Annotated in this window: 21 protein-coding genes; all 21 read right to left on the bottom strand. The window is 67.8% G+C overall.

Going from position 1 to position 21,658, the window contains the following annotated elements; translation table 11 throughout:
- Positions 1 to 8: 8 nt before the first annotated feature.
- Positions 9 to 1,166, bottom strand: a complete 1,158-nt coding sequence (gene carA, locus NQ038_RS10710; RefSeq protein ID WP_257046440.1) for a glutamine-hydrolyzing carbamoyl-phosphate synthase small subunit — start codon at positions 1,164 to 1,166, stop codon at positions 9 to 11.
- Complete coding sequence (locus tag NQ038_RS10705; RefSeq protein ID WP_257046441.1) at positions 1,163 to 1,657, bottom strand: ABC transporter permease; 495 nt, start codon at positions 1,655 to 1,657, stop codon at positions 1,163 to 1,165. The genes carA and NQ038_RS10705 overlap by 4 nt, the downstream gene beginning before the upstream one ends.
- Positions 1,645 to 2,964, bottom strand: a complete 1,320-nt coding sequence (locus NQ038_RS10700) for a dihydroorotase (protein WP_257046442.1) — start codon at positions 2,962 to 2,964, stop codon at positions 1,645 to 1,647. Before NQ038_RS10700 ends, NQ038_RS10705 begins: the two co-directional genes overlap by 13 nt.
- Positions 2,961 to 3,980 carry an aspartate carbamoyltransferase catalytic subunit gene (locus NQ038_RS10695; RefSeq protein WP_257046443.1) on the bottom strand — a complete coding sequence of 340 codons (1,020 nt, stop codon included), beginning with the start codon at positions 3,978 to 3,980 and terminating at the stop codon, positions 2,961 to 2,963. Before NQ038_RS10695 ends, NQ038_RS10700 begins: the two co-directional genes overlap by 4 nt.
- A complete protein-coding gene (pyrR, locus tag NQ038_RS10690) occupies positions 3,980 to 4,525 on the bottom strand; it encodes a bifunctional pyr operon transcriptional regulator/uracil phosphoribosyltransferase PyrR (protein ID WP_257046444.1) in 546 nt (181 codons plus the stop codon). Before pyrR ends, NQ038_RS10695 begins: the two co-directional genes overlap by 1 nt.
- 138 nt (positions 4,526 to 4,663) lie before the next feature.
- The gene (locus tag NQ038_RS10685; protein WP_257046445.1) at positions 4,664 to 5,341 is read right to left on the bottom strand and encodes an HAD family phosphatase; all 678 of its coding nucleotides are present in this window, start codon (positions 5,339 to 5,341) and stop codon (positions 4,664 to 4,666) included.
- Between the two features lie 6 nt (positions 5,342 to 5,347).
- A complete protein-coding gene (gene nusB, locus NQ038_RS10680) occupies positions 5,348 to 5,746 on the bottom strand; it encodes a transcription antitermination factor NusB (RefSeq protein ID WP_257046446.1) in 399 nt (132 codons plus the stop codon).
- The gene (gene efp / locus NQ038_RS10675; RefSeq protein WP_257046447.1) at positions 5,743 to 6,306 is read right to left on the bottom strand and encodes an elongation factor P; all 564 of its coding nucleotides are present in this window, start codon (positions 6,304 to 6,306) and stop codon (positions 5,743 to 5,745) included. Before efp ends, nusB begins: the two co-directional genes overlap by 4 nt.
- Positions 6,307 to 6,370: 64 nt before the next feature.
- Entirely contained in the window at positions 6,371 to 7,474 is a 1,104-nt protein-coding gene (gene aroB / locus NQ038_RS10670; protein ID WP_257046448.1) for a 3-dehydroquinate synthase, read from the bottom strand.
- Positions 7,475 to 7,478: 4 nt separating this feature from the next.
- Positions 7,479 to 8,156: a shikimate kinase gene (locus NQ038_RS10665; RefSeq protein WP_257046645.1), complete on the bottom strand. Its 678-nt coding sequence runs from the start codon at positions 8,154 to 8,156 to the stop codon at positions 7,479 to 7,481.
- Positions 8,156 to 9,346, bottom strand: a complete 1,191-nt coding sequence (gene aroC, locus NQ038_RS10660) for a chorismate synthase (RefSeq protein WP_257046449.1) — start codon at positions 9,344 to 9,346, stop codon at positions 8,156 to 8,158. Before aroC ends, NQ038_RS10665 begins: the two co-directional genes overlap by 1 nt.
- A gap of 10 nt (positions 9,347 to 9,356) precedes the next feature.
- A complete protein-coding gene (locus tag NQ038_RS10655) occupies positions 9,357 to 10,061 on the bottom strand; it encodes an A24 family peptidase (RefSeq protein ID WP_257046450.1) in 705 nt (234 codons plus the stop codon).
- A 1-nt stretch (position 10,062) separates the two neighbouring features.
- A complete protein-coding gene (locus NQ038_RS10650) occupies positions 10,063 to 10,920 on the bottom strand; it encodes a shikimate dehydrogenase (RefSeq protein ID WP_257046451.1) in 858 nt (285 codons plus the stop codon).
- On the bottom strand, positions 10,913 to 12,079 hold the full coding sequence (gene mltG / locus NQ038_RS10645; RefSeq protein WP_257046452.1) for an endolytic transglycosylase MltG: 1,167 nt from the start codon (positions 12,077 to 12,079) through the stop codon (positions 10,913 to 10,915). The genes NQ038_RS10650 and mltG overlap by 8 nt, the downstream gene beginning before the upstream one ends.
- Positions 12,076 to 12,570 carry a Holliday junction resolvase RuvX gene (gene ruvX, locus NQ038_RS10640; protein ID WP_257046453.1) on the bottom strand — a complete coding sequence of 165 codons (495 nt, stop codon included), beginning with the start codon at positions 12,568 to 12,570 and terminating at the stop codon, positions 12,076 to 12,078. The genes mltG and ruvX overlap by 4 nt, the downstream gene beginning before the upstream one ends.
- Positions 12,567 to 15,224: an alanine--tRNA ligase gene (gene alaS / locus NQ038_RS10635; protein WP_257046454.1), complete on the bottom strand. Its 2,658-nt coding sequence runs from the start codon at positions 15,222 to 15,224 to the stop codon at positions 12,567 to 12,569. Before alaS ends, ruvX begins: the two co-directional genes overlap by 4 nt.
- Before the next feature lie 159 nt (positions 15,225 to 15,383).
- Positions 15,384 to 16,010, bottom strand: coding sequence for a 30S ribosomal protein S4 (gene rpsD / locus NQ038_RS10630; protein WP_257046455.1), 627 nt, complete (start codon positions 16,008 to 16,010; stop codon positions 15,384 to 15,386).
- 206 nt (positions 16,011 to 16,216) lie between these two features.
- Complete coding sequence (locus tag NQ038_RS10625) at positions 16,217 to 17,599, bottom strand: replication-associated recombination protein A (protein ID WP_257046456.1); 1,383 nt, start codon at positions 17,597 to 17,599, stop codon at positions 16,217 to 16,219.
- An 8-nt stretch (positions 17,600 to 17,607) separates the two neighbouring features.
- Positions 17,608 to 19,383, bottom strand: coding sequence for an aspartate--tRNA ligase (aspS, locus tag NQ038_RS10620; RefSeq protein ID WP_257062558.1), 1,776 nt, complete (start codon positions 19,381 to 19,383; stop codon positions 17,608 to 17,610).
- Between the two features lie 88 nt (positions 19,384 to 19,471).
- Entirely contained in the window at positions 19,472 to 20,818 is a 1,347-nt protein-coding gene (hisS, locus tag NQ038_RS10615; protein WP_257046458.1) for a histidine--tRNA ligase, read from the bottom strand.
- 61 nt (positions 20,819 to 20,879) lie between these two features.
- Positions 20,880 to 21,527 (bottom strand): MBL fold metallo-hydrolase, encoded by a 648-nt coding sequence (locus tag NQ038_RS10610; protein WP_257062557.1) that lies wholly within the window; start codon positions 21,525 to 21,527, stop codon positions 20,880 to 20,882.
- Between the last annotated feature and the right edge of the window lie 131 nt (positions 21,528 to 21,658).

The raw sequence follows: 21,658 nt of genomic DNA, 5'->3' as shown, positions 1-21,658 counted from the left end.
AAAACTCCTTATTCGGCCGCGGTCTTGGCGGTGGTGGTCATGAGGTCGACGAAGCGGTCGAACAGGCCGCGCGAATCGTGCGGGCCGGCCGCGGACTCGGGGTGGAACTGGACCGAGAAGGCCGGGATGTCAAGGCAGCGCAGGCCCTCCACCACATCGTCGTTGAGCCCGATGTGGCTGACCTCGACCCGCCCGAAATCGGCGTTCGCCGGTGCGGTGACGACCTCGTGCAGGGGCGCGTCGACCGCGAAGCCGTGGTTCTGTGCGGTGATCTCGACGCGCCCGGTGGCGGTGTCGAGCACCGGCTGGTTGACGCCGCGGTGGCCGAAGCGCAATTTGTAGGTGCCGAAGCCCAGGGCCCTGCCCAGCAGCTGGTTGCCGAAGCAGATGCCGAAGAACGGGATACGATGGGCCAGCACCTCGGTCAGCACCTCGATCTGCGCGGTGGCCGTCTCCGGGTCACCGGGTCCGTTGGAGAAGAACACCCCGTCGGGGCCCAGCTCCTGCAGCTTCTCGAAGGGGTAGTCCGCCGGCACCACGTGGACCTCGATGCCGCGTTCTGCCAGCTGCTGCGGGGTCATGGCCTTGATCCCGAGGTCGTAGGCCGCGACCGTGAACTTCTTGGGTCCCACCGCTTCGACGATGTACGGCTCGTCGGTGGAGACCTCGTCGGCCAGCTGAGCGCCGGTCATCGCCGGGGTCTCGCGCACGATCGTGAGCAGCTCGCCGACCGGGCGGCCGGCGTCCTCACCCGAGAAGATGCCGACGCGCATCGCGCCGGCCTCGCGCAGGTGCAGGGTCAGTGCGCGGGTGTCGACATCCTGGATCCCGACGATGTCCAGCCTGCGCAGCCGGGCCTCGAGGTCCTCGGTGGCGCGCCAGTTCGAAGAGATCCGGGCGGCATCACGTACGACGTAACCGGCGACCCAGTACTTCAGCGATTCGTCGTCGACGTCGTTGACCCCGGTGTTGCCGATGTGCGGAGCAGTCTGCACGACCACCTGTCGGTGGTAGGACGGATCGGTCAGCGTCTCCTGATAACCGGTCATCGCGGTGACGAAGACGGCCTCGCCCAGCCCACGGCCGGTAGCGCCATAGGCGTGTCCGGCGAACGTCGTGCCGTCCTCTAAGACGAGGATTGCCTTGGGGCGGTCCAATAAGCTCATGCGTGATGTCCAATCAGTTCGTCTACCGCGGCGATCGCGGGCTTGGTCTGTGCGTGTTCCCTGGGCCGGAAACCGGTGTCGACACGGGTCCCTCCCAGATTCCAGCGGATGATGATGAGGCCGTCGCGCTCGACGAATTTGCCGATCATGCCCGATCCGGCATGTGCCTGTTCCACGGCGGCCGCGGGGATGAAGATGTCATCGGCGCCCTCGCGCTCGATCGCCACGCCCTGGTCGCCGACGAACAGGGCACCGTTCGTCCGCACCCCCAGGGCGTGCACATTGATCCGCTCCAGGTTCTCCCCCGCGTGTGTGGTGGCGACGTACATGCCGGGCACCGGGGTCAGCTCGGCGGTGTAGCCGGCCGGCGGCGCAGCCGGCGCTGCGATCCCCGCCTGCCGGTGCTGCCGACCCCGCCAGCCCCAGTACATGAGGCCGAAGACGCCGACGACGACGATCAGGATGACGATGCTCGGGGTCAGGCGATCCATGCGCCGTCCCCGGCAGCCGGATGCGGCTGTGCCAACTGCCCGTCGGCGACGACCCTGGTCCCGTAGAGGAAGGTGTCGACGATCCGGGTGGAGACCTCCACGCCCTTGAACGGATTGTTCCGGCCCAGCGTCGCGTGGCCGGCCGGATCGATCCGGTGCGGGGCCCGCGGATCCACCAGAACAAGGTTGGCGGGCTGCCCGACGGCCAGTGAACCGTGCGCGGTGAGACCGGTGATCTGGGCCGGCCGGGTACTCATCACCCTGGCGACGTCCTCCCAGCCGAAGTCGTAGTCGGCCATGGCCTCGACCACGATCGGCAGAGCGGTCTCCATCCCGACCATGCCCATCGCCGCGGCGGTCCATTCCGAACACTTGTGTTCGGCCGGATGCGGTGCGTGGTCGGTGCCGATCACGTCGATCGTCCCATCGGCCAAGCCGGCGCGCACGGCATCGACATCGCGTTGGGTGCGCAGTGGCGGGTTGACCTTGTAGACGGGGTCATAGCTGCGAACCAGCTCATCGGTCAGCATCAGGTGGTGCGGGGTGACCTCCGCGGTCACCCGCACCCCGCGGGCCTTGGCCCAGCGGACGATGTCCACGGACCCGGCGGTCGAGAGGTGGCAGACGTGCAGGCGGGAACCGACGTGTTCGGCCAGCAGGACGTCGCGGGCGATGATCGCCTCCTCCGCCACCGCGGGCCACCCCGGCAGGCCCAGCTCGGCAGAGACGACGCCCTCGTTCATCTGCGCGTCCTCCGTCAGCCGGGGATCCTGGGAGTGCTGGGCGATGATCCCGTCGAAGGACTTCACGTATTCCAGCGCGCGGCGCATCAGCTGGGAGTCCGAAACGCACTTGCCGTCATCGGAGAACATCCGCACCTGTGCCGCGCTCGCGGCCATGGCGCCGAGTTCGGCCAGCTGGGCGCCGTCCTGGCCCAGTGTTACAGCGCCCACCGGACGGACCTCCGTGAACCCGGCGGAGCGGCCCAGCCGCCATACCTGTTCGACCACCCCGGCGGAATCGGCGACCGGCTGGGTGTTGGCCATCGCGTGGACGGCCGTGTAGCCGCCGCGTGCGGCGGACTGCGAGCCGGTCAGCACGGTCTCAGCGTCTTCCTTGCCCGGCTCGCGCAGATGCGTGTGCATGTCGACCAGGCCGGGCAGGGCGACCAGGCCGGCCGCCTCGACGACGGTATCGGCCGATTTCGAGGCCTCGGGCGTCGGTTCGCTCAGGCGGCCGTCGACGATCAAGAGATCACGTGCGGCGCCTCCGAGTACGGACGCACCGCGGATCAGTGTGCTGCTCATGCGTGTGGCTCCTCCATCGGGTTGACGACTGCGGCGGGGTCGGGGCCCCGGCCGGTCAGAAGTTTGTACAGTGCCGCCATGCGCACGGACACGCCGTTGGCGACCTGGTCGCGCACCACCGCGCGGGGCGAGTCGGCTGCCACTGCGCAGATCTCGAATCCCCGGTTCATGGGCCCGGGGTGCATAATCGCCGTGTGTTCCCCCAGGTCGGCGTACCGGCTCGGGGTCAGACCCCACATCCGCGAATATTCGCGCGGGTTGGGGAAGAACGCCGCGTGCATGCGCTCCAGCTGGACGCGCAGCATCATCACCGCGTCGAAATCACGTTCGGCCAGCGCCTGGTCGAAGTCGTAGTAGATCTCGACGGGCCAGGATTCCACGCCCCAGGGCAGCAAGGTGGGCGGGGCGATGAGGGTTACTCGGGCCCCCAGGGTGACCAGCAGGTGCACATTCGAGCGGGCGACACGCGAATGCAGAACGTCGCCGACGATCGCGATCCTGGCACCGGCCAGGTCGGTTCCCCGCGTCCCGGACCCTGCGGACAACGGCCCGGAGGCCGGCGCGCCGGTCAGGACGCGGCGCAGGGTGAAGGAGTCCAGTAGTGCCTGGGTGGGGTGTTCATGCGTACCGTCACCTGCGTTGAGGATGGGCAGGTCGATCCAGTCGCTGGCCGCCAGCCGGTGCGGGGCGCCGGATCCGGGGTGGCGGATGACAACTGCGTCTGCACCGATCGCGGCGAGCGTCTGCGCGGTGTCCTGCAGGCTCTCGCCCTTGGACACCGAGGAGCCCTTGGCCGAGAAGTTGATGACATCGGCGGAGAGCCGTTTGGCGGCGGCTTCGAAGGACATCCGCGTGCGGGTCGAGTCCTCGTAGAACAGGTTGACCACTGTGCGGCCGCGCAGTACGGGAAGTTTCTTGATCTCACGGGCCTGGGCGGCAGACATCTCCTCGGCGATGTCGAGCAGTTCGACGGCCTCGGCGCGGCTGAGATCTTTGGTCGACAGCAGATGACGCATCAGGCGGCACCCCCTGTGATGATCACCGAATCGGCTCCGTCGATCTCCTGTAGGGTCACCGAGACCCGTTCGTCGGTCGAGGTCGGCAGGTTCTTGCCCACGTGATCGGCGCGGATCGGCAGGGCCCGGTGGCCGCGGTCGACCAGGACCGCCAGGCGCACCGCGGCTGGCCGACCGATATCGGTCAGGGCGTCGAGTGCCGCGCGGATGGTCCTGCCGGAGTAGAGCACGTCGTCGACCAGGACGACTGTGCGACCGTCGATGCTCCCGGGGATCGAGGTGGGTTCGGGGGCGCGCAGCCGGCCCGTGCGCAGATCGTCACGATACATCGTGACGTCGAGGCTGCCGACGAGTTCGGTGGCTTCCACCGTGGGCTCGATCTGGGCGATCCGCTCGGCCAGCCGGTGGGCCAGCGGGACCCCGCGGGTGGGGATTCCCAGGATCAGCAGGCCCTGGGCACCCTTGTTGTTTTCCACGATTTCGTGGGCGATGCGTGTGATGGCCCGCGAGATCTCGGTCTCGTCGAGCACGGTTCGTGTGCGCATGCGTCCCCCTTCTCCGCCTCACGGGACGGTGCTTAAAGGAGTAGATACGCCTCTACTATAGCGAGGTCCCGGTGTGCCCGGGGCATCCCCGGACACACGTGTGTCCGATCCCATAGCCCAGCGCCACTGGGAGGGGGCTCAAGGACGCAGCAGCTCGGCCGCGTCCGGCAGCGAGGCCACCACCCGATGTGCTCCGGCGGCACGCAGATCCGCCCCGGAGAAAACCGTGGACAGACCGATCACGTAGCCGCCGGCGGCGACGCCGGCCTTAACGCCCGAGGGAGAGTCCTCCAGGACCGCGAACCGTCGACTGGGCGGGTCGAAGGAGGCCGCGGCCGCACGATAGACATCCGGAGCCGGCTTCGGCTGCGGCATGTCCATCCCGCTGAACACATGGGCCGCATGGAACACCTCGTCCAGGGCCGTCCGACGCAATTGCATATCGAGTTTGCCCCGCGGGGAGTTCGAAGCCACCCCGACCCTCCCCTTGAACCGGCGCAGGGCCGCGGCGAGCATCCCCGCCACGCCGTGCATGGGACTCAGCCGCGCGGCCAGCTCGGCATCGCGGCGGGCCCGGTAGGTTTCAACCCAGGAGGCGTCCGGCCGGTCTCCCTGCGCTGCGAAGTGCTCGGTGACGATCTTCACGGTGTCGGGCAGAGCGTGTCCGACGAAGGTCCGGTGTGCCTGGTCCTGGCTCATCGCCCAGCCCAGCTCACCGATCACCTCCCTGAGCACCTCATTGGCGATGGTCTCCGAATCGACCAGCACTCCATCGCAGTCGAAGACCATCGCATCGCAGTCGCGCAGTTCGACCATGGCGGCTCAGGCCTCCAGCTTGCGGATCCGGTCGAGCACGCCGTTGATGAACTTCGGGGAGTCATCCGTCGAATACTGCCTGGCCAGGGACACCGCTTCGTCGATCGCGGTCTTGGCATCCACGGAATCGTTGAACAGGATCTCCCACAGGCCCATCCGCAACAGGGCCCGGTCCACCGCCGGCAGTCGGTCGAGTTCCCAGCCCTGCGCGTGCGTCGCGATGAGTTCGTCGATCTCATCGCGGTGGCTGACCACCCCGTCGACGATTTCGACCGCATAGGGCTTCATCGGGTAATCGGGGTCGTGCGACCGCAGCTGTGTCAGCTCTGCTTCGTCCATTGCCCGCTGTTCGGACTCGAAGAGGATCTCGAGTGCCCGGCGGCGGGCCCTGCTGCGCGAACTCACTCCTTGACGCGCCCCAGGTAGTCACCCGAACGGGTGTCGACGCGGACCTTAGTGCCCTCTTCGAGGAACAGCGGCACCTGGATTTCATATCCGGTCTCCAGCGTCGCCGGCTTCGATCCACCGGTGGAGCGGTCGCCCTGCAGGCCGGGCTCGGTGTGGGAGATGACCAGTTCCACCGCGGCGGGCAGTTCGATGGCCAGCGGGGTGCCCTCGTGGAAGGACACCTGCACGATCTGGTTCTCCAGCATGAAGTTGGCCGCATCCCCGACCAGCTCCGGGCTCAGGTTGACCTGGTCGTAGTCCTTGGCGTCCATGAAGACGTAGTCGGTACCGTCGTTGTACAGGTACTGCATGTCACGGCGGTCGACGGTTGCGGTTTCGACCTTGGTACCGGCGTTGAAGGTGCGGTCGATGATCTTGCCCGAGAGCACGTTCTTGATCTTGGTGCGCACGAAGGCCGGTCCCTTACCGGGCTTGACGTGCTGGAACTCCAGCACCTGCCACAGCTGGTTGTCCAGGTTGAGAACCAGGCCGTTCTTCAAATCGTTGGTCGTTGCCACAGATTTTCCCTTTGTCTAGTGGGTAGGATTCGGAAAGACAATCCGCTCAAGTCTAGCAACTGTTTTACAGTCGCCGCGCCGGGGCGTCAATCCCAATCGTCTGATACGCGGTGAACAGCAGGCTGGGGTCCGGGTTCTCCAGCAGTTTCGGCCTGCCCAGGTCTTCGAGCACGATGAAGCGCATGAGCGAACCGCGGGACTTCTTGTCCCGCCGCATGGTCTCCAACAGCTGCGGCCATTTGTCCCCACGGTAGCCCGTGGGCAGCCCCAGATGTTCCAACAGCGCACGCAGCCGGTCGACGAGCGCGGGGTCGAGGTTCTTCGTCAGGGTGCTCAGTTCGGCCGCGAAGACCATACCGACGGCCACGGCGGCCCCGTGGCGCCACTGATAGCGCTCCTGCCGCTCGATCGCGTGCGCCAGCGTATGTCCGAAGTTGAGGAATTCGCGCCGACCGGATTCTTTGAAGTCCTCCCCGACGATGGCGGCCTTGACCGCAATCGCACGGCGCACCACTTCTGCCAGCACGGGCCCGTGCGGATCCTTGATCTGCTCGAGACTGTGCCCTTCGAGCAGATCAAGGATGACGGGGTCGGCGATGAAGCCGCACTTGACGGCTTCGGCCAGCCCGGTGAACAGTTCGTGATCCGGCAGGGTGGCCAGGGTGTCCAGATCGGCCAGAACGCCCGCGGGCGAATGGAAGAAGCCCACCAGGTTCTTGCCCTCGGCGGTGTTGATCGCGGTCTTGCCTCCGACCGCCGCGTCCAGCATGCCCAGCACCGTGGTCGGGATGTTGACATAGCGGATGCCGCGCAGCCAGCTGGCCGCGACGAACCCGCCCAGATCGGTCACGGCTCCTCCGCCGACGGCGACGATCGCGTCCGAGCGGGTGAAGTCCGACTGCCCCAGGATCTGCCAGCAGAACGCGGCCACCTGGACGTGCTTGGCCTCCTCGGCATCGGGGATCTCGGCGGCCAGTGCCTCGAATCCCGCCGCCTCGAGGTCATCGCGCACGACCTCACCGGTGGTCCGCAGGGCGCGCGGGTGGATGACGAGCACCTTCTTGACCCGGGCGCCCAGGAGCTCGGGCAGCTGCCCGAGCAATCCGTGGCCGATCCGCACGGGATAGTCCCGCTCGGCATGCACGTCGATCTGGATGGTTTCGCTCATGAGTTCAGTCCTCTTCCCCGGTCGGCTCGGCCGACCCTTCCAATGGCACCCCGGCGGCAGCGCCGAGGTCCCCGTAGCGTTTGAGATCCTCGGCCCGTTGCATCCCGGCGACGATGTCGACGATTCGGTTGACGATCGTCGAGGGCGGATCGTTCGTGGCCGAAACGCTCAGCGTCGCGACCGAGCGGTACAGGGGCGCACGCTCGGCCTGCAGCCGTTCGAAGGCCTGCAGCCTGTCCGCGGCGTCGTCGAGCAGTGGCCGGCGCGAACCGCCCAGCCGTTCCAGGGCGGTCTGTGCATCGATGACGATGTTGACGACCTTGATCGCCGGGTGCTTCAGCTGTGCGCGAGTGCCCGGGTTCAGAATGGCCCCGCCGCCCAGGGAAACGACCCCGGGTCCGTCGAGCAGGCCGCGCAGGGCCCGGCGGACCACCTCGCGTTCGATCTCCCGGAACCGGGCCTCGCCGCGCTCGGTGAAGATCTCCTGGATCGGGCCATAGCGGTCGACGATCCGCTGATCCGTGTCGATCAACGGGATGTCGAGCCGATCGGCCAACAGCCGGCCGATCGTCGACTTCCCCGCGGTCGGCGGACCGATCAGCGCCAGTCTGGCCCCGGCGGCCGGCAGCGGGTCCACCGGTGCGGCCGGGCGCGGCAGGGGCCCCTCCTCCGGTGGTACCATCACGAACCCAGCAGCCTGGGGTCGAGGGAAGCGCGGTAGGAGTCGAGGTTCCGGGAGACCTCGGCCACCGAGTCGCCGCCGAACTTCTCCATCACGGCTTCGGCGAGGACCAGGGCGACCATCGCCTCGGCCACGACGCCGGCGGCCGGGACCGCACACACATCGGAGCGCTGGTGATTCGCCTTCGCGGCCTCCCCCGTGCTCACATCGACCGTGCGCAGGGCGCGGGGGACGGTGGCGATGGGCTTCATTCCGGCTCGCACGATGAGTCGCTCGCCGGTCGACATCCCGCCCTCGGTGCCACCGGCACGGTTGCTCGAACGGGCCAGGCCACCGCCGTCGACCAGGATTTCGTCGTGGGCGGCGGAACCGCGTCGGCGCGTCGTGTCGAAGCCGTCGCCGATCTCCACGCCCTTGATCGCCTGGATGCCCATCAGGGCTCCGGCCAGGCGGGAGTCGAGCCTGCGGTCCCATTGGATATGCGAACCCAGGCCGATCGGCAGGCCGTCTGCGATGACCTCGACGACCCCGCCGACGGTGTCCCCCGCCTTCTTCGTTGCGTCGATTTCCTCGATCATCCGTGCGGAGAGTTCGGAGTCGAAGCAGCGCACGGGATCCGCATCGAGCGCCGGGACGTCGGCGATCCTCGGCCGCGGCAGGTCCCGTCCTCCGTCAACGGGGCCGATGGCCACGGTGTGCGAGAGCACCGTGATGCCCAGCTCGGCCAAGAACCGCTGCGCCACAGCGGCCAGCGCCACCCGCATCGCGGTTTCCCTGGCCGAGGCGCGTTCCAGAATCGGGCGGGCTTCGTCCCAGCCGTACTTGAGCATCCCGACCAAGTCGGCATGACCGGGCCGCGGCCGGGTCAGCGGCGCATTGCGCGCCTGCTCGGCCAGCACCTCGGCGGGTACCGGATCGGCGCTCATCACCTCCTGCCATTTGGGCCACTCGGTGTTGCCGACCTCGATGGCGATCGGCGAACCGAGGGTCTCACCGTGGCGCACCCCGCCGAGCATCCGCACCGCGTCGGCCTCGAACTTCATCCGCGCTCCGCGTCCGTAGCCCAGCCGGCGACGGGCCAAAGCCGTCTGGATGTCCTCGGTGGTCACGGGCACGTGCGCCGGCAGCCCCTCGATGATTCCGATCAGAGCCTCACCGTGGGACTCTCCTGCACTCAGCCATCTCAACATGCTTATGAGTCTACAAAAGCGGGGCACCGGCCAGGACCGCCGTCCACGTGCCGATCAGCATATGGGGGCCGTACGCCAGGCTTCCGCCGGGGCGGGTGCGGGTGCGCACCCAGCGGTAGAGCAGGAAGACGAGGGCGGAGACATTCATCACGACCAGCGCGGTCAGGGGTGCCCACGGCTCGACCCCCGCGGCCAGCGCGCCCAGCGGCACGGCGAGTTTGACGTCGCCGAGGCCCATCGACTCACCGGCCAGCAACCGGCCCAGGACGGCGATGAACGCGAAGAACAGGCCCAGCCCCACCGCCCCAGCCAGCATCCGCAGGCTCAGGCCGGGGGCGGCCTGCCAGGCCGCTACCGCTGTGACCAGGACCAGGATCGCCAGAGGTCCGACGATCCGATTGGGCAGGCGGTGGACCCGCGCGTCGATCAGGAAGAGCCACCCGGTGGCGCCGGCCAGCACCCCCAGGATCAACACGAGGCAGGTGCGAGTGGCAGTGGTGGATTCCATACCGGTGGACAGGGCCCACGTCACGAGCAGGGACAGCAGCGGTCCCAGGGCGACGGCGCCGAGCAGATACGTCCGTCCCGCGGTGCGCACCCGCAGGGTGTGCGCGGGGTCGGCCAGCAGCCGGGGCAGGCGCCACCCGATCGCCAGGGCCACGATGAGCGAAACGCACACCGACACGGCGCCGGCCGACCCCGGCAGGGTCGTCATCTCAGACCGTGCGCCGGGCGCCGGCGGCGTCCATCGCCGTCCGAATCGCAGTGGCGTCCCCGGCCGGCAGGCCCGCGGCCTCGCGAAAGGCCTGGAACTGGGCGACTGCCTGGTGGACGAGCATCCGGGTGCCCGCCAGGCCACGGGCCCCGCGCTCGGTGAACATCCCCGTGAGATCGAGCGAGCCCACGGCATAGGCCACGTCGAGCACCGCGGTGGATTCCGGCAGCCGGGCCGGCCAATGCCAGGTGTCGGCCGTCAGCACCCCTGCGGGCAGAGTGGAGATCACCAGGTCGGCGGCACCCGGCTGCAGCTGCGCGATCGGCTCCGTGGTGACCTCGGCTGCGCCCAGGCTGTGCAGGAAGTCCGCCAGCGCAGAAGTCCTGCGGGGGTTGCGCCCGTAGACTGCGAAATCCCGCCCGCCGGCCAGGCGCGCCGCCAGGGCAGCCGAACGGGCCGTTGCCCCGGTGCCCACGATGGCGACACGGCCCGGCTGGATTCCGGCCTCGGCCAGGGCACCGACGATCCCCTGCACATCGGTGTTGAGAATGCGCGGACGACTGCCGCCGACCCAGGTGTTCGCGACCCCGGTCAGGGCTGCGGTCTCGTCTACGTCCCAGCCGTGGACGGCGGCGAGCCTGACGAGTTCCTCCTTCAACGGCATGGTCGCCGAGTAGCCCGCGATGTGCGAATCGGCCCCCAGCAGCACGCCCTCGAGTTCGTCCGCAGTGGTCTCCCTGCGGTCGTAGGACCAGTCGTCCATTCCCAGCGCGGCATATGCCGCGGTGTGCAGCAGCGGGGACAGGGAATGGGCGATCGGCGAGCCGAGCACAGCGGCGCGATGCCGGGCCTCAGCCATCCGAGCCGTCCGCTCCGGACCCCGCGCCGGGAGACTGACTGTTGTGTTCGCGCAGCCAGGCCTGGTACTCCTTGACGTTCGCCTGGTGCTCTTTGTAGGTCTTGGCGAACTTGACCTCGCCGGCATCCGGATCGGTCGCCACGAAGTACTGCCAGTCACCGGTGGCCGGCCGCTTGGCCGCCAGCAGCGCCGAGCGGCCGGGACTGCCGATCGGACCCGGCGGCAGTCCCTTGTGCACATAGGTGTTGTACGGGTTCTTGCTCGCGCGCTCCTTGGAGGTGGTCGTCAGATCGCCCCTGGCGCCGAAGATGTAGGCGACCGTCGCATCGGACTGCAAGAGACCGCGGGTCTCACTGGCCTTGCCCATCCGGTTGAGGAAGACGCGCGCCACCTTGGCCTGGGTCGCCGGATCCTCATTCGATTCGACCTGGACCAGGCTGCCCAGGGTCAACAGACGATTGGCGTCATCGTTGTTGATCGCCAGTTCATTGAACTCGCCCTTCGTGCGATCGACCATATCCTGGACCATCGCAGTGGCCGAGCTGTCCTTCTGCACGTCATATGTCGCAGGGAACAGGTATCCCTCCAAGCTGGGGGCCTTGATCTCGAGTCCGTAGTCCCTCGGCGATTTGTCGTCGATGGCGGCGTCGACGTCGTCGGCGTCCAGCCCGGCCGCGACCATCTTCGGCTTGATCTGCTTGATCGTCTGCCCCTCGGCCACGGTCACCCGATTGGCGGCCTGCCCCTTCTGCAGCAGGTCCAGCGCTGCGGCCGAACTCATCTGCTTGTGCATCCGGAAGGTGCCCGCCTGGATCGTGAAGTCGCGTTCCTCGACCAGTTTGAGGAACGGTCGGGCGGCCTGAATGACCTCCTGGTCGACGAGCTGATTGGCCACGGCCCGGGCAGAGGTCCCCTGTTCGATCGTCACGACGACTTCACCGGTTCCACTGCCCTCGTAGTCTGCGTTCGAACCGAATACCTCGCCGAAGGCGCCCTTGGCGGTGAAGACAGCGAACACCCCGCCGCCGAGCAGCAGGACCGCCGCGACGACGATGATCGCGACCATCCGGCGACGTCGGAACTTCCTGCGGCGCTCTCTGGCCCTGCGGGAAGTCCGGGTCTCCTCACCGAACTGGGCGAACTCTTCGTGCAGTGTCACAAGTGGTCTCCCCCAGGTGGCTGGCTTTCGTGCGGCAGCGGATCGCCTGCGGGCGATCCCGTGGTCTTCTCGGCCTCGAGTGCCGATTGCAGGATGACGACGGCGGCCACAGCGTCGACGCGCTCGCGCCGCTGCCGGGAATTCCTGCCCGCCGACTGTAGCATGCGGTGGGCCTCCGTAGTGGTGAAGCGCTCGTCGAACAGGCGGATCGGAACACCCGAGGTTTCCGCTATCAGTCGGGTGAATTCAAGGGCCGTCGCCGCCGACTTGCCCTCCTGCCCGCGCAGGGTCTTCGGCTTACCACAGACGATTTCGATAGGTTCGACTTCGTTAATGAGATCGCGGATCTCCCGCAGCGCGCGTTCGTCCCCATCGCGCCGGTAGACCGTCGCCAGCGGGGTGGCGAGAATCCCGTCGGGGTCGCAGTAGGCGACCCCGACGCGTACGCTGCCGACGTCGATGCCCAGACGTCTGCCCCTGCGGAAACTCACGAATGAGATCCGGCCAGGCGGGCGATCTCCTCCAGAGCCGCAGCGGCGCGGCCGTAGTCGCTGCCGCCGCCCTGGGCGATATCGGGCTTGCCGCCACCGCCTCCGCCGAGGACCGCAGAGGCGGCCCGCACCAACTCGCCGGCCCGCAGACCCAGCGCCTGCGCCGCATCGTTGACCGCGACGACGACCGCGGGCTTGCCAGCGGCATCGCCGATCCCGGCGATCACCGCTGGTTCGGCGCCCAGGCGTCCGCGCACATCGAGGACGAAGGCGCGTACGTCACCTGCATTGGACACGGCCCCCAGATCCGTACCGGAGAACCGGATGCCGGCCACCTCGCGGATGGAGGCGACGGCGGAGGCCGCCTGGCCCAGGACCCGTTCGGAGTTGAGCTTCGCCAGTTCGCGTTCGGTCTCCTTGATCCGCTCCAGGAGTCCCGCGACCCTGGCGGGGACGTCCGCGCCCGGCACGCGCAGCATCTCCGAGACCGAGGACAGAATCGTGCGTTCCTTGGCCAGATCGCGGAAGGCCTGCAGACCGACGCTCGCCTCGATTCGCCTGGTACCCGATCCCACGGAGGATTCGGCGATCACGGAGATCGGCCCGATCTCACTGGTCAGGCCCACATGGGTGCCGGCGCACAGCTCACGCGAGAACGGCCCGCCGATGTTCACCACGCGCACGATTTCCGGGTAGCGCTCACCGAACAGCGCCATCGCACCGGACTTCTTGGCCTCCTCGAAGGGCATGTACTGGTAGTCGACTTCCAGATTGTCGCGGACGGCGACATTGGCCGCGTCCTCGATCTCGGCCCTGGCAGCCGCCGAAAGCGCATCGGGGAAGGAGAAGTCGAAGCGCATATAACCGGGCTGGTTCAGCGAGCCCGCCTGGACGGCATTGGGCCCCAGGATCTCCCTGAGTGCCGCATGGACCAGGTGGGTCGCCGAATGCGCCTGCGCGGAGGCGAAGCGATGGGCCGGATCCACCGCGGCCAAGACGTCGCCGCCGGCGCGCAGCTCGCCCTCGAGCACCTCGACCTTGTGGGCGCGCAGGCCCTTGACGGGGCTCTGCACATCGGTCACACGGGCGGTGAAGCCATCACCGGAGATCAACCCGACGTCCGCGCGCTGGCCGCCGGCCTCGGCGTAGAACGGGGTGGTGTCGAGCACCAGGTCCACGGTGTCCCCGGGCCGGGCGACGTCGACGAACTGCCCAGCGGAGACCAGGCCACGCACCGTGGCGCCCGATTCCAGGGTGTCGTAGCCGACGAACTCCGTCGCCCCGCCGTCGAGCAGTTCGCTGAATGCCGTGACGTCGGCGTGGCCGCCCTTCTTCGATTTGGCATCGGCCTTGGCACGCTGTCGCTGCTGCTCCATCAGGGTCCGGAAGCCCGCCTCGTCGACCTCGACGCCCTGTTCGTGGGCCATCTCCAGGGTCAGGTCGATCGGGAACCCGTGGGTATCGTGCAGGGCGAAGGCCACCTCGCCGGAGAGCTCGTGTCCGCCGTGTAGGTGTGCCACCGACTTATTCAACAGCTCGGTGCCCGATTCCAGCGTGCGCCGGAAGGCCTTCTCCTCAGCATAGGCGACCCGCGAGATCCGCTCGAAGTCGGTCGCCAGTTCCGGATAGGACTCGGCCATGGCATCGCGTGAAACGGGCAGCAGCACGGGCAGGACGGGTTCGCTCACACCCAGCAGGCGCATCGCGCGCACCGCCCGGCGCAGCAGGCGGCGCAGAATGTAACCGCGACCCTCGTTCGAGGGGCGGACCCCGTCGCCGATGATGATGAGAGAGGAACGGATGTGGTCGGCGACCACGCGCATGCGCACATCGTCGTCGTGATCGGCGCCGTAGGTCTTGCCGGCCAGTTCGCAGGCCGCCGCGAGCACGGGATAGACCTCGTCGATCTCGTACATGTTCTCCACGCCCTGTTTGAGGAAGGCGACGCGCTCCAGCCCCATGCCGGTGTCGATGTTCTTCGCGGGCAGTTCCCCCGCGATGTCGAAGTCGACCTTGGTCCGCACGGCCGAGAGCTCGAACTCCGTGAACACGAGGTTCCAGATCTCGATGTAGCGGTCCTCATCGGCCTCCGGGCCGCCCTCGGCTCCATAGGCGGGCCCGCGGTCGAAGTAGATCTCCGAGCAGTACCCACCGGGACCGGGCTGGCCCGTGTGCCAGAAGTTGTCGGCGTTTCCGCGCTTCTGGATCCGCTCGATCGGGATCTCCGACTCCTCGAGCCAGATCCCGATGGACTCTTCGTCCTCGTGGTGGACGGTGACCCACAGCCGTTCGGGATCGAAGCCCAGGCCGCCATCGGCCTCGGGAGTCGACAACAGCTCCCAGGCGTACTGGATCGCCTCGCGCTTGAAGTAGTCGCCGAAGCTGAAGTTGCCGTTCATCTGGAAGAACGTGCCGTGCCGGGTTGTCTTACCCACCTCTTCGATATCGCCGGTGCGCACGCACTTCTGCACGCTCGTCGCACGCGGATAGGGCGCGGGTTCGCGGCCGGACAGGTAGGGGATGAAGGGGACCATACCGGCGATGGTGAACAGGACCGAGGGCTCCGGGCTGATGACCGACGCACTGGGCACGACGGTGTGTCCCTTGGATTCGAAGAATTTCAGCCAACGACGCTTGATTTCAGCGGTCTTCATTCCCAACCTTCCGGTTTTCTTAGCAGGGGGTGCGCCCGAGCGCCGTGGGACCGGCTGCGCGGACACTGTGTCAACACCCGATCGATTCTACGGGATGACACGACCGCCCCGACACCACAGTGGGTGCCGGGGCGGGGTGACGCTACCTGTGCGCGGCGATCAGCGCGAGTAGTGCTCGACGACCAGCTGGACGTCGCAGGTCACGGGGACCTCTTCACGCTTGGGCCGACGCAGCAGCGTGGCCTGCAGGGCTTCGAGGTTCACGTTCAGGTAACCGGGGACCGCGGGCAGCACATCGCGGTGCGCACCGGCGGCGGCGACCTGGAACGGATCCATATCGGCCGAGCGGGTGTGCACGGAGATGGTCTGGCCTTCCTTCACGCGGAAGGAGGGGCGGTCCACGCGCTGGCCGTCGACGCAGATGTGACGGTGCACGACGAACTGGCGGGCCTGGGCGATGGTGCGGGCGAAGCCGGCACGCAGGACCAGGGCGTCCAGACGCATTTCGAGCAGCTCGACCAGGTTTTCACCGGTCATGCCCGGCTGGCGGTGGGCTTCCTTGTAGACCTTGAGCAGCTGGGCCTCGCGGATGCCGTACTGGGCGCGCAGACGCTGCTTCTCCTTCAGGCGGATCGAGTAGTCCGAGTCGTTGCGACGACGGGCACGGCCGTGCTCGCCGGGCGGGTACGGACGACGCTCGAAGTACTTTTCGGCCTTCGGGGTCAGGGCAATGCCGAGGGCGCGCGACAGGCGGACCTGACGGCGCGAACGCGTTGCATGAGACATGTGATGTCTACCTTTCGTATGTGCATTGAGCTTCGACGCCTGTGCTCCACGGGAATCCGCGAGTACTGGGCTCGGCCGGCGTCCAAGCGGCTGTTTCCCAGGGTGGGAAGGCAATGGTCCGGCTCGAGTCAACCGGGCAAGGCCGCCTTTAAGGTGCAGGCACAGCAGTAGACAACTCTACCGCACCCGGACCCGTGCAAGCCGCCTCACCCCTGTGGTTTGCGTCTCGCCTCGATATGGCGCAGGCGCTCGGCCATGTTCCTCTCCGCCCCGTTGCCCGTCGGCCGATAGTAGCGAGCGGCTTCCAGGGACTCCGGCAGATAGTCCTGCGGTGAGATCGAGAAGGGGTAGTCGTGGGAGTATTTGTATCCGTCCCCGTGTCCCAGGGCCGCAGCCCCCGGATAGTGCGCATCGCGCAGATGAGCTGGGACCTCCCCCGCCTTGCCCGCTTTGACATCGGCGATGGCCTCGTTGATACCGGTGTACGAGGCATTGGATTTCGGTGCGGCCGCCAGGTAGACCACGGCCTCGGCCAGGGGGATCCTGCCCTCGGGCATGCCGATGCGCTCCACGGCGGTCTGCGCGGCAACGGCCAGGGTCAGCGCCTGCGGATCCGCCATGCCGATGTCCTCGGCCGCCGAGATCACGATCCGTCTGGCGATGAAGCGCGGGTCCTCACCGGCGACGATCATCCTGGCCAGATAGTGCAACGCGGCATCCGGATCCGAGCCGCGAATCGACTTGATGAAGGCACTGATCACGTCGTAGTGCTGATCCCCTGCCCGGTCGTAGCGGACCATCGCCTGGTCCGCCGCCTCGGCGGTGAAGGCCGCCGTGATGACGGGGGTCCCCTCCCCCTTGGTCCGCGCCTGGGCGATCGCCGCAGCGGCCTCGAGCACGGTCAGGGACCGGCGCGCGTCTCCCCCGGCGATCGCCACGATGTGCTCCCTGGCCTCGTCCTCGAGGACGAAACCGCCGGCCAGTCCCCGGTCGCTTGACACCGCGTGCTCGAGCAGGTGGGAGATGTCCTCGGGCGTCAGGGGTTTGAGTGTGAGCACCAGCGAGCGGGAGACCAGGGGTGCGATCACGGAGAAGGACGGATTCTCGGTGGTCGCCGCCACCAACACCACCAGACGGTTCTCCACGGCCGGCAGCAGGGCATCCTGTTGCGCCTTGGAGAACCGGTGGATCTCATCGAGGAACAGCACAGTGGTGCGCCCGTGCAGGTCCCGTTCGTTGCGCGCGTTCTCCACCACGCGGCGCACGTCCTTGACCCCGGCTGTGATCGCGGAGAGCTCCACGAAGCGCCGGTCCCCGGCATGGGAGATGACGTGCGCCAGGGTGGTCTTGCCCACGCCCGGCGGACCCCACAGGATCACGGAGGACGCGCCCGCCTTCGAACCGGCCTGTGCGCCGGCCAACTGCTGCAGTGGTGAACCGGGGAACGTCAGGTGTTCCTGGCCGACCACCTCGTCCATGGTCCGCGGGCGCATCCGCACCGCCAGCGGGTCCAGTGCGGATCCGGAGCCGGCGAAGGCCGGGGACGGCGATTCGTCGTCCCCGGCCTCCTGGTTGAACAGGTCCGCCACGATGGGTGTCAGTCCTCTTCTTCTGCGACGTAGTCCACGCCGGCTTCCTTGCGCTGGTGCTCGGTGATCGCACCGGGTGCATCGGTCAGCGGGTCGTAGCCGCCACCGGACTTCGGGAAGGCGATGACGTCGCGAATCGAATCGGAGTGGGTCAGCAGCGAGACGATGCGGTCCCACCCGAAGGCGATGCCGCCGTGCGGCGGGGCGCCGAAGGCAAAGGCGTCGAGCAGGAAGCCGAACTTCTCACGCGCCTCGGCCTCGGAGATGCCCATCACCTTGAACACGCGCTCCTGGATGTCCGGGCGGTGAATACGGATGGAACCGCCACCGATCTCATTGCCGTTGCACACGATGTCGTAGGCGTAGGCCAGCGCGGAACCCGGATCCGTGTCGAAGGTGTCGAGGAATTCCGGCTTGGGCGAGGTGAAGGCGTGGTGCACCGCGGTCCATTTGCCGGCGCCCACGGCCACATCGCCCGCTGCCACCGCCTCTTCTGCGGGTTCGAACAGCGGAGCGTCGACGACCCAGACGAAGGCCCAGGCGTTCTCATCGATCAGGCCGGAGCGCGCGGCGATCTCATTGCGGGCCGCACCCAGCAGGGCGCGGGCGGCCTTGGGCTTGTCCGCTGCGAAGAAGATCGCATCGCCGGGGACGGCGCCCACCGCTGCGGCCAGTCCGGCCTTCTCGTCCTCCGAGATGTTCTTGGCCACCGGTCCGCCCAGCGTGCCATCGGCCTGGACCTGTACATAGGCCAGGCCCTTGGCTCCGCGCTGCTTGGCCCAGTCCTGCCAGGCATCGAACTGCCGACGCGGCAGCGCGGCCCCACCCGGGTAGACGACCGCGCCCACATAGGGCGCCTGGAACACGCGGAACGGCGTGTCCTTGAAGTATTCGGTCAGATCGGTCAGCTCCAGGCCGAAGCGCAGGTCCGGCTTGTCCGAACCGTACTTCTCCATTGCGTCCTTGTACGTCATCCGGGCGATCGGCGTCGTGATGTCGTAGCCGATGAGCTTCCACACGGCCTTGAGGACGTCTTCGGCCAGGGCGATGATGTCGTCCTGATCGACGAACGAGGCCTCGATGTCGAGCTGGGTGAATTCCGGCTGGCGATCCGCTCGGAAGTCCTCATCGCGGTAGCAGCGGGCGATCTGGTAGTAGCGTTCCATCCCGGCCACCTGGAGCAGCTGCTTGAACAGCTGCGGGGACTGCGGCAGCGCATACCAGTTGCCGGGGCGCAGACGCGCCGGAACCAGGAAGTCGCGGGCGCCCTCGGGGGTGGAGCGGGTCAGCGTCGGGGTCTCGATCTCCGTGAAGCGGTGGGCCTCGAGGACCGTCCTGGCCGCCCGGTTCGCCTCGGAGCGCAGGCGCAGGTTCGCGGCCTGGCCCTTCCGACGCAGATCCAGGTAACGGTACTTCAGCCGCGTCTCCTCGCCGACCTGGCCGGCGTCCTCGGCATGTTCGGAGACCTGGAAGGGCAGGGGCGCGGCCTCGGCCAGGACTTTGACCTCGGTGTCGACGATCTCCACATCGCCGGTGGCCAGGTCCGGGTTGGCGTTGCCCTCGGGCCGCTGGGCCACGGTTCCGGTGACCTGCACGACGGTCTCATTGCGCAGCTTGTCCGCGACGTCCTCGCGCACGACGACCTGGACGATGCCGGAGGCGTCGCGCAAGTCGATGAAGGCGACCCCACCGTGGTCGCGGCGGCGGTCCACCCAGCCGGCCAGGGTGATGGTGGTTCCGGCATCCGACAGCCGCAGGCTGCCTGCCTCATGCGTGCGTAGCACTGATCAGTCTCCTTGGTAGTTCGACTCTTGCACAAGAGTTCGCGATACAGCGACTAAGTCTAGTCGCAGGTCCCCGACGGCCCGGACCTCAGGCTCCGGCCGCTGGATTGACGACTCGGGGCCACAGGTCGTCTGCGCCCGGCGCCCAGATCTCCGGATCGGCCGGCGCCTGCACGCCGGTGCGGATGTCCTTGACCTCGTTCCCGGTCTCTCCGTCGAGGAACCAGACGAACGGGATACCGCGCTTATCGGCGAACTTGATCTGTTTGCCGAACTTCGCGGCACTCGGCGCCACGTCGGTGGCGATCCCGCGGGAGCGCAGCACGGCGGCGACCCGGTTCGCATCGGCCCGGTGGGATTCTGCGGTGACGGCCACCAGCACGGCGGTCGGCACGGACCGGGTGGCCCGCAGCGCCTGGTTGCGGCCGATGAAGCGCGAGAGCAGGCGGGAGACGCCCAGGGACATGCCCACGCCCGGATAGACCTTCTTGTCCGTTTTGGCCAGGGCGTCATAGCGTCCACCGGAGGCCACGGAGCCCAGGCCCTCGTGTCCGATCAGCTGGGTCTCGTAGACGGTGCCGGTGTAGTAATCCAGACCGCGGGCGATCTTCAGCTGGGCGACGACCTTGCCCGGGGCCAGCTCATTGGCCGCATCGAGCAGTTTGACCAGGGCTTCGAGTCCCTGGTCGAGCAGGTCGTCGTGAACCCCCAGCGCGGTGACGCGGTCGGCGAATCCGGCGTCCGTCGCCTCGATCTCGGCCAGGGCCAGGCACGCCCGCTGCTGGGCGGGGCTCGCCCCGGCCTCTGCGGCCAGGAGTTCACCCACCGCGGCCGGGCCGATCTTGTCGTACTTGTCGATGCAGCGCAGCACTGCGGTGATGTCGCTCAGCCCGATCCCACGGGCGAACCCCTCCAACAGCTTGCGGTTGTTCGCCAGGATCCGCACCGGCGGGATACCCAGTTCCCCTAGCGCCTCGAAGGCCTGCAGCATCACCAGCGGGACCTCGACCTCGTAGTGGTCCGGCAGGGTCCCATCGCCGATGACGTCGATATCGGCCTGAATGAATTCCCGGTAGCGGCCCTCCTGGGGACGCTCGCCGCGCCAGACGGGTTGAATCTGATAGCGCTTGAACGGGAAGTCCAGATGTCCCGCGTTCTCCACCACATAGCGCGACAGCGGCACCGTCAGGTCGAAGTGCAGGCCCAGGGGGTTCTTCTCCTCGCCCTCGGCGTGCAGCCGGCGCACCGCGAAGATCTCCTTGTCGATCTCCCCGTCCTTGGCCAGTGCCGTCAGCGGTTCGACCGCGCGGGTCTGGATCCCGGCGTAGCCGTTGAGCTCGAAGACATGGCGCAGATGATCGAGCAGCCGTTCCTGGACGATCTGATCGGCTGGAAGCCATTCTGGAAAGCCGGAGAGTTTGGCCGCCTGTGCCATGAGTGCTTCACTCCTAGTGTGATGCCCGCCGGGGCGGGTTGGGGTGGTTAATGGATCTCTATCATTTCAGGAAGGGATTGCCGGCCTGTTCGCGGGCCATCGTCATGGCCGGCCCGTGGCCGGGATGGACGGCACCGTCGGGCAGACCGCGCAGTACCGCAAGGCTGTCGACCATGGCACGCGCACTGCCGCCCGGCAGGTCGGTGCGTCCCACCGAACCGGCGAACAGGATATCGCCGGAGAAGTACACCTTCTCCCCCGTGTCCGGCAGGCCCGCGGCGATCAGTGTGGAACCCTCCGTGTGCCCGGGCAACACCGTGAAGTCGAAGTCGAGCCCCGCCAGGCTGAGCCGCTCCGGCAGTGCCCGCGCCACCGGCGCCGGCCAATCGGGCACGGCGCGTGCCACCACCGCGGCGAAGTCACCGGTCATCGTGGCCGCGGGATCGGCCAGCCGGTAGTGGTCCGCGGCGGCCAGGTAGACCGGTACGTCCCAGGACTCAAGGTATGCGGGCAGCCCCAGCACATGGTCGGGATGTCCATGGGTCAGCAATACCGCCACCGGGTGCAGGCCCGCGGTCTCAACCTGGGCGCGTACCCCTTCCGCGCCGCCGAGGCCCGCGTCGATCAACACGCACTCCTGCGATTCTGCGGCGGAGACGACATAGCAGTTGACGCCCAGAAACGGGGCGACAGTGGTCAAAACGCGCATAGCCCGATTCTATCCACGAGGCGGGCGCAGTGGACGGATTGGCCCTGCCCCGGACCACAACGGCTAAGCTGTGGGGGTACTTCAACCGCATAGTCGAGTGATCCGTGTGATTCGACCGACGACAGACAGGG

Source organism: Brevibacterium sp. 50QC2O2, from assembly GCF_024580675.1.
Classification (GTDB): domain Bacteria; phylum Actinomycetota; class Actinomycetes; order Actinomycetales; family Brevibacteriaceae; genus Brevibacterium; species Brevibacterium moorei.
This window is presented reverse-complemented; position numbering and strand designations above follow the sequence as displayed.

What these genes read in the sequence shown, in the direction of transcription:
- carA (WP_257046440.1), bottom strand. Translation starts at nt 1,166, where the DNA reads ATGAGCTTATTGGACCGCCCCAAGGCAATCCTCGTCTTAGAGGACGGC.
- NQ038_RS10705 (WP_257046441.1), bottom strand. Translation starts at nt 1,657, where the DNA reads ATGGATCGCCTGACCCCGAGCATCGTCATCCTGATCGTCGTCGTCGGC.
- NQ038_RS10700 (WP_257046442.1), bottom strand. Translation starts at nt 2,964, where the DNA reads ATGAGCAGCACACTGATCCGCGGTGCGTCCGTACTCGGAGGCGCCGCA.
- NQ038_RS10695 (WP_257046443.1), bottom strand. Translation starts at nt 3,980, where the DNA reads ATGCGTCATCTGCTGTCGACCAAAGATCTCAGCCGCGCCGAGGCCGTC.
- pyrR (WP_257046444.1), bottom strand. Translation starts at nt 4,525, where the DNA reads ATGCGCACACGAACCGTGCTCGACGAGACCGAGATCTCGCGGGCCATC.
- NQ038_RS10685 (WP_257046445.1), bottom strand. Translation starts at nt 5,341, where the DNA reads ATGGTCGAACTGCGCGACTGCGATGCGATGGTCTTCGACTGCGATGGA.
- aroB (WP_257046448.1), bottom strand. Translation starts at nt 7,474, where the DNA reads ATGAGCGAAACCATCCAGATCGACGTGCATGCCGAGCGGGACTATCCC.
- NQ038_RS10665 (WP_257046645.1), bottom strand. Translation starts at nt 8,156, where the DNA reads ATGGTACCACCGGAGGAGGGGCCCCTGCCGCGCCCGGCCGCACCGGTG.
- aroC (WP_257046449.1), bottom strand. Translation starts at nt 9,346, where the DNA reads ATGTTGAGATGGCTGAGTGCAGGAGAGTCCCACGGTGAGGCTCTGATC.
- NQ038_RS10655 (WP_257046450.1), bottom strand. Translation starts at nt 10,061, where the DNA reads ATGACGACCCTGCCGGGGTCGGCCGGCGCCGTGTCGGTGTGCGTTTCG.
- NQ038_RS10650 (WP_257046451.1), bottom strand. Translation starts at nt 10,920, where the DNA reads ATGGCTGAGGCCCGGCATCGCGCCGCTGTGCTCGGCTCGCCGATCGCC.
- alaS (WP_257046454.1), bottom strand. Translation starts at nt 15,224, where the DNA reads ATGAAGACCGCTGAAATCAAGCGTCGTTGGCTGAAATTCTTCGAATCC.
- rpsD (WP_257046455.1), bottom strand. Translation starts at nt 16,010, where the DNA reads ATGTCTCATGCAACGCGTTCGCGCCGTCAGGTCCGCCTGTCGCGCGCC.
- hisS (WP_257046458.1), bottom strand. Translation starts at nt 20,818, where the DNA reads ATGGCACAGGCGGCCAAACTCTCCGGCTTTCCAGAATGGCTTCCAGCC.
- NQ038_RS10610 (WP_257062557.1), bottom strand. Translation starts at nt 21,527, where the DNA reads ATGCGCGTTTTGACCACTGTCGCCCCGTTTCTGGGCGTCAACTGCTAT.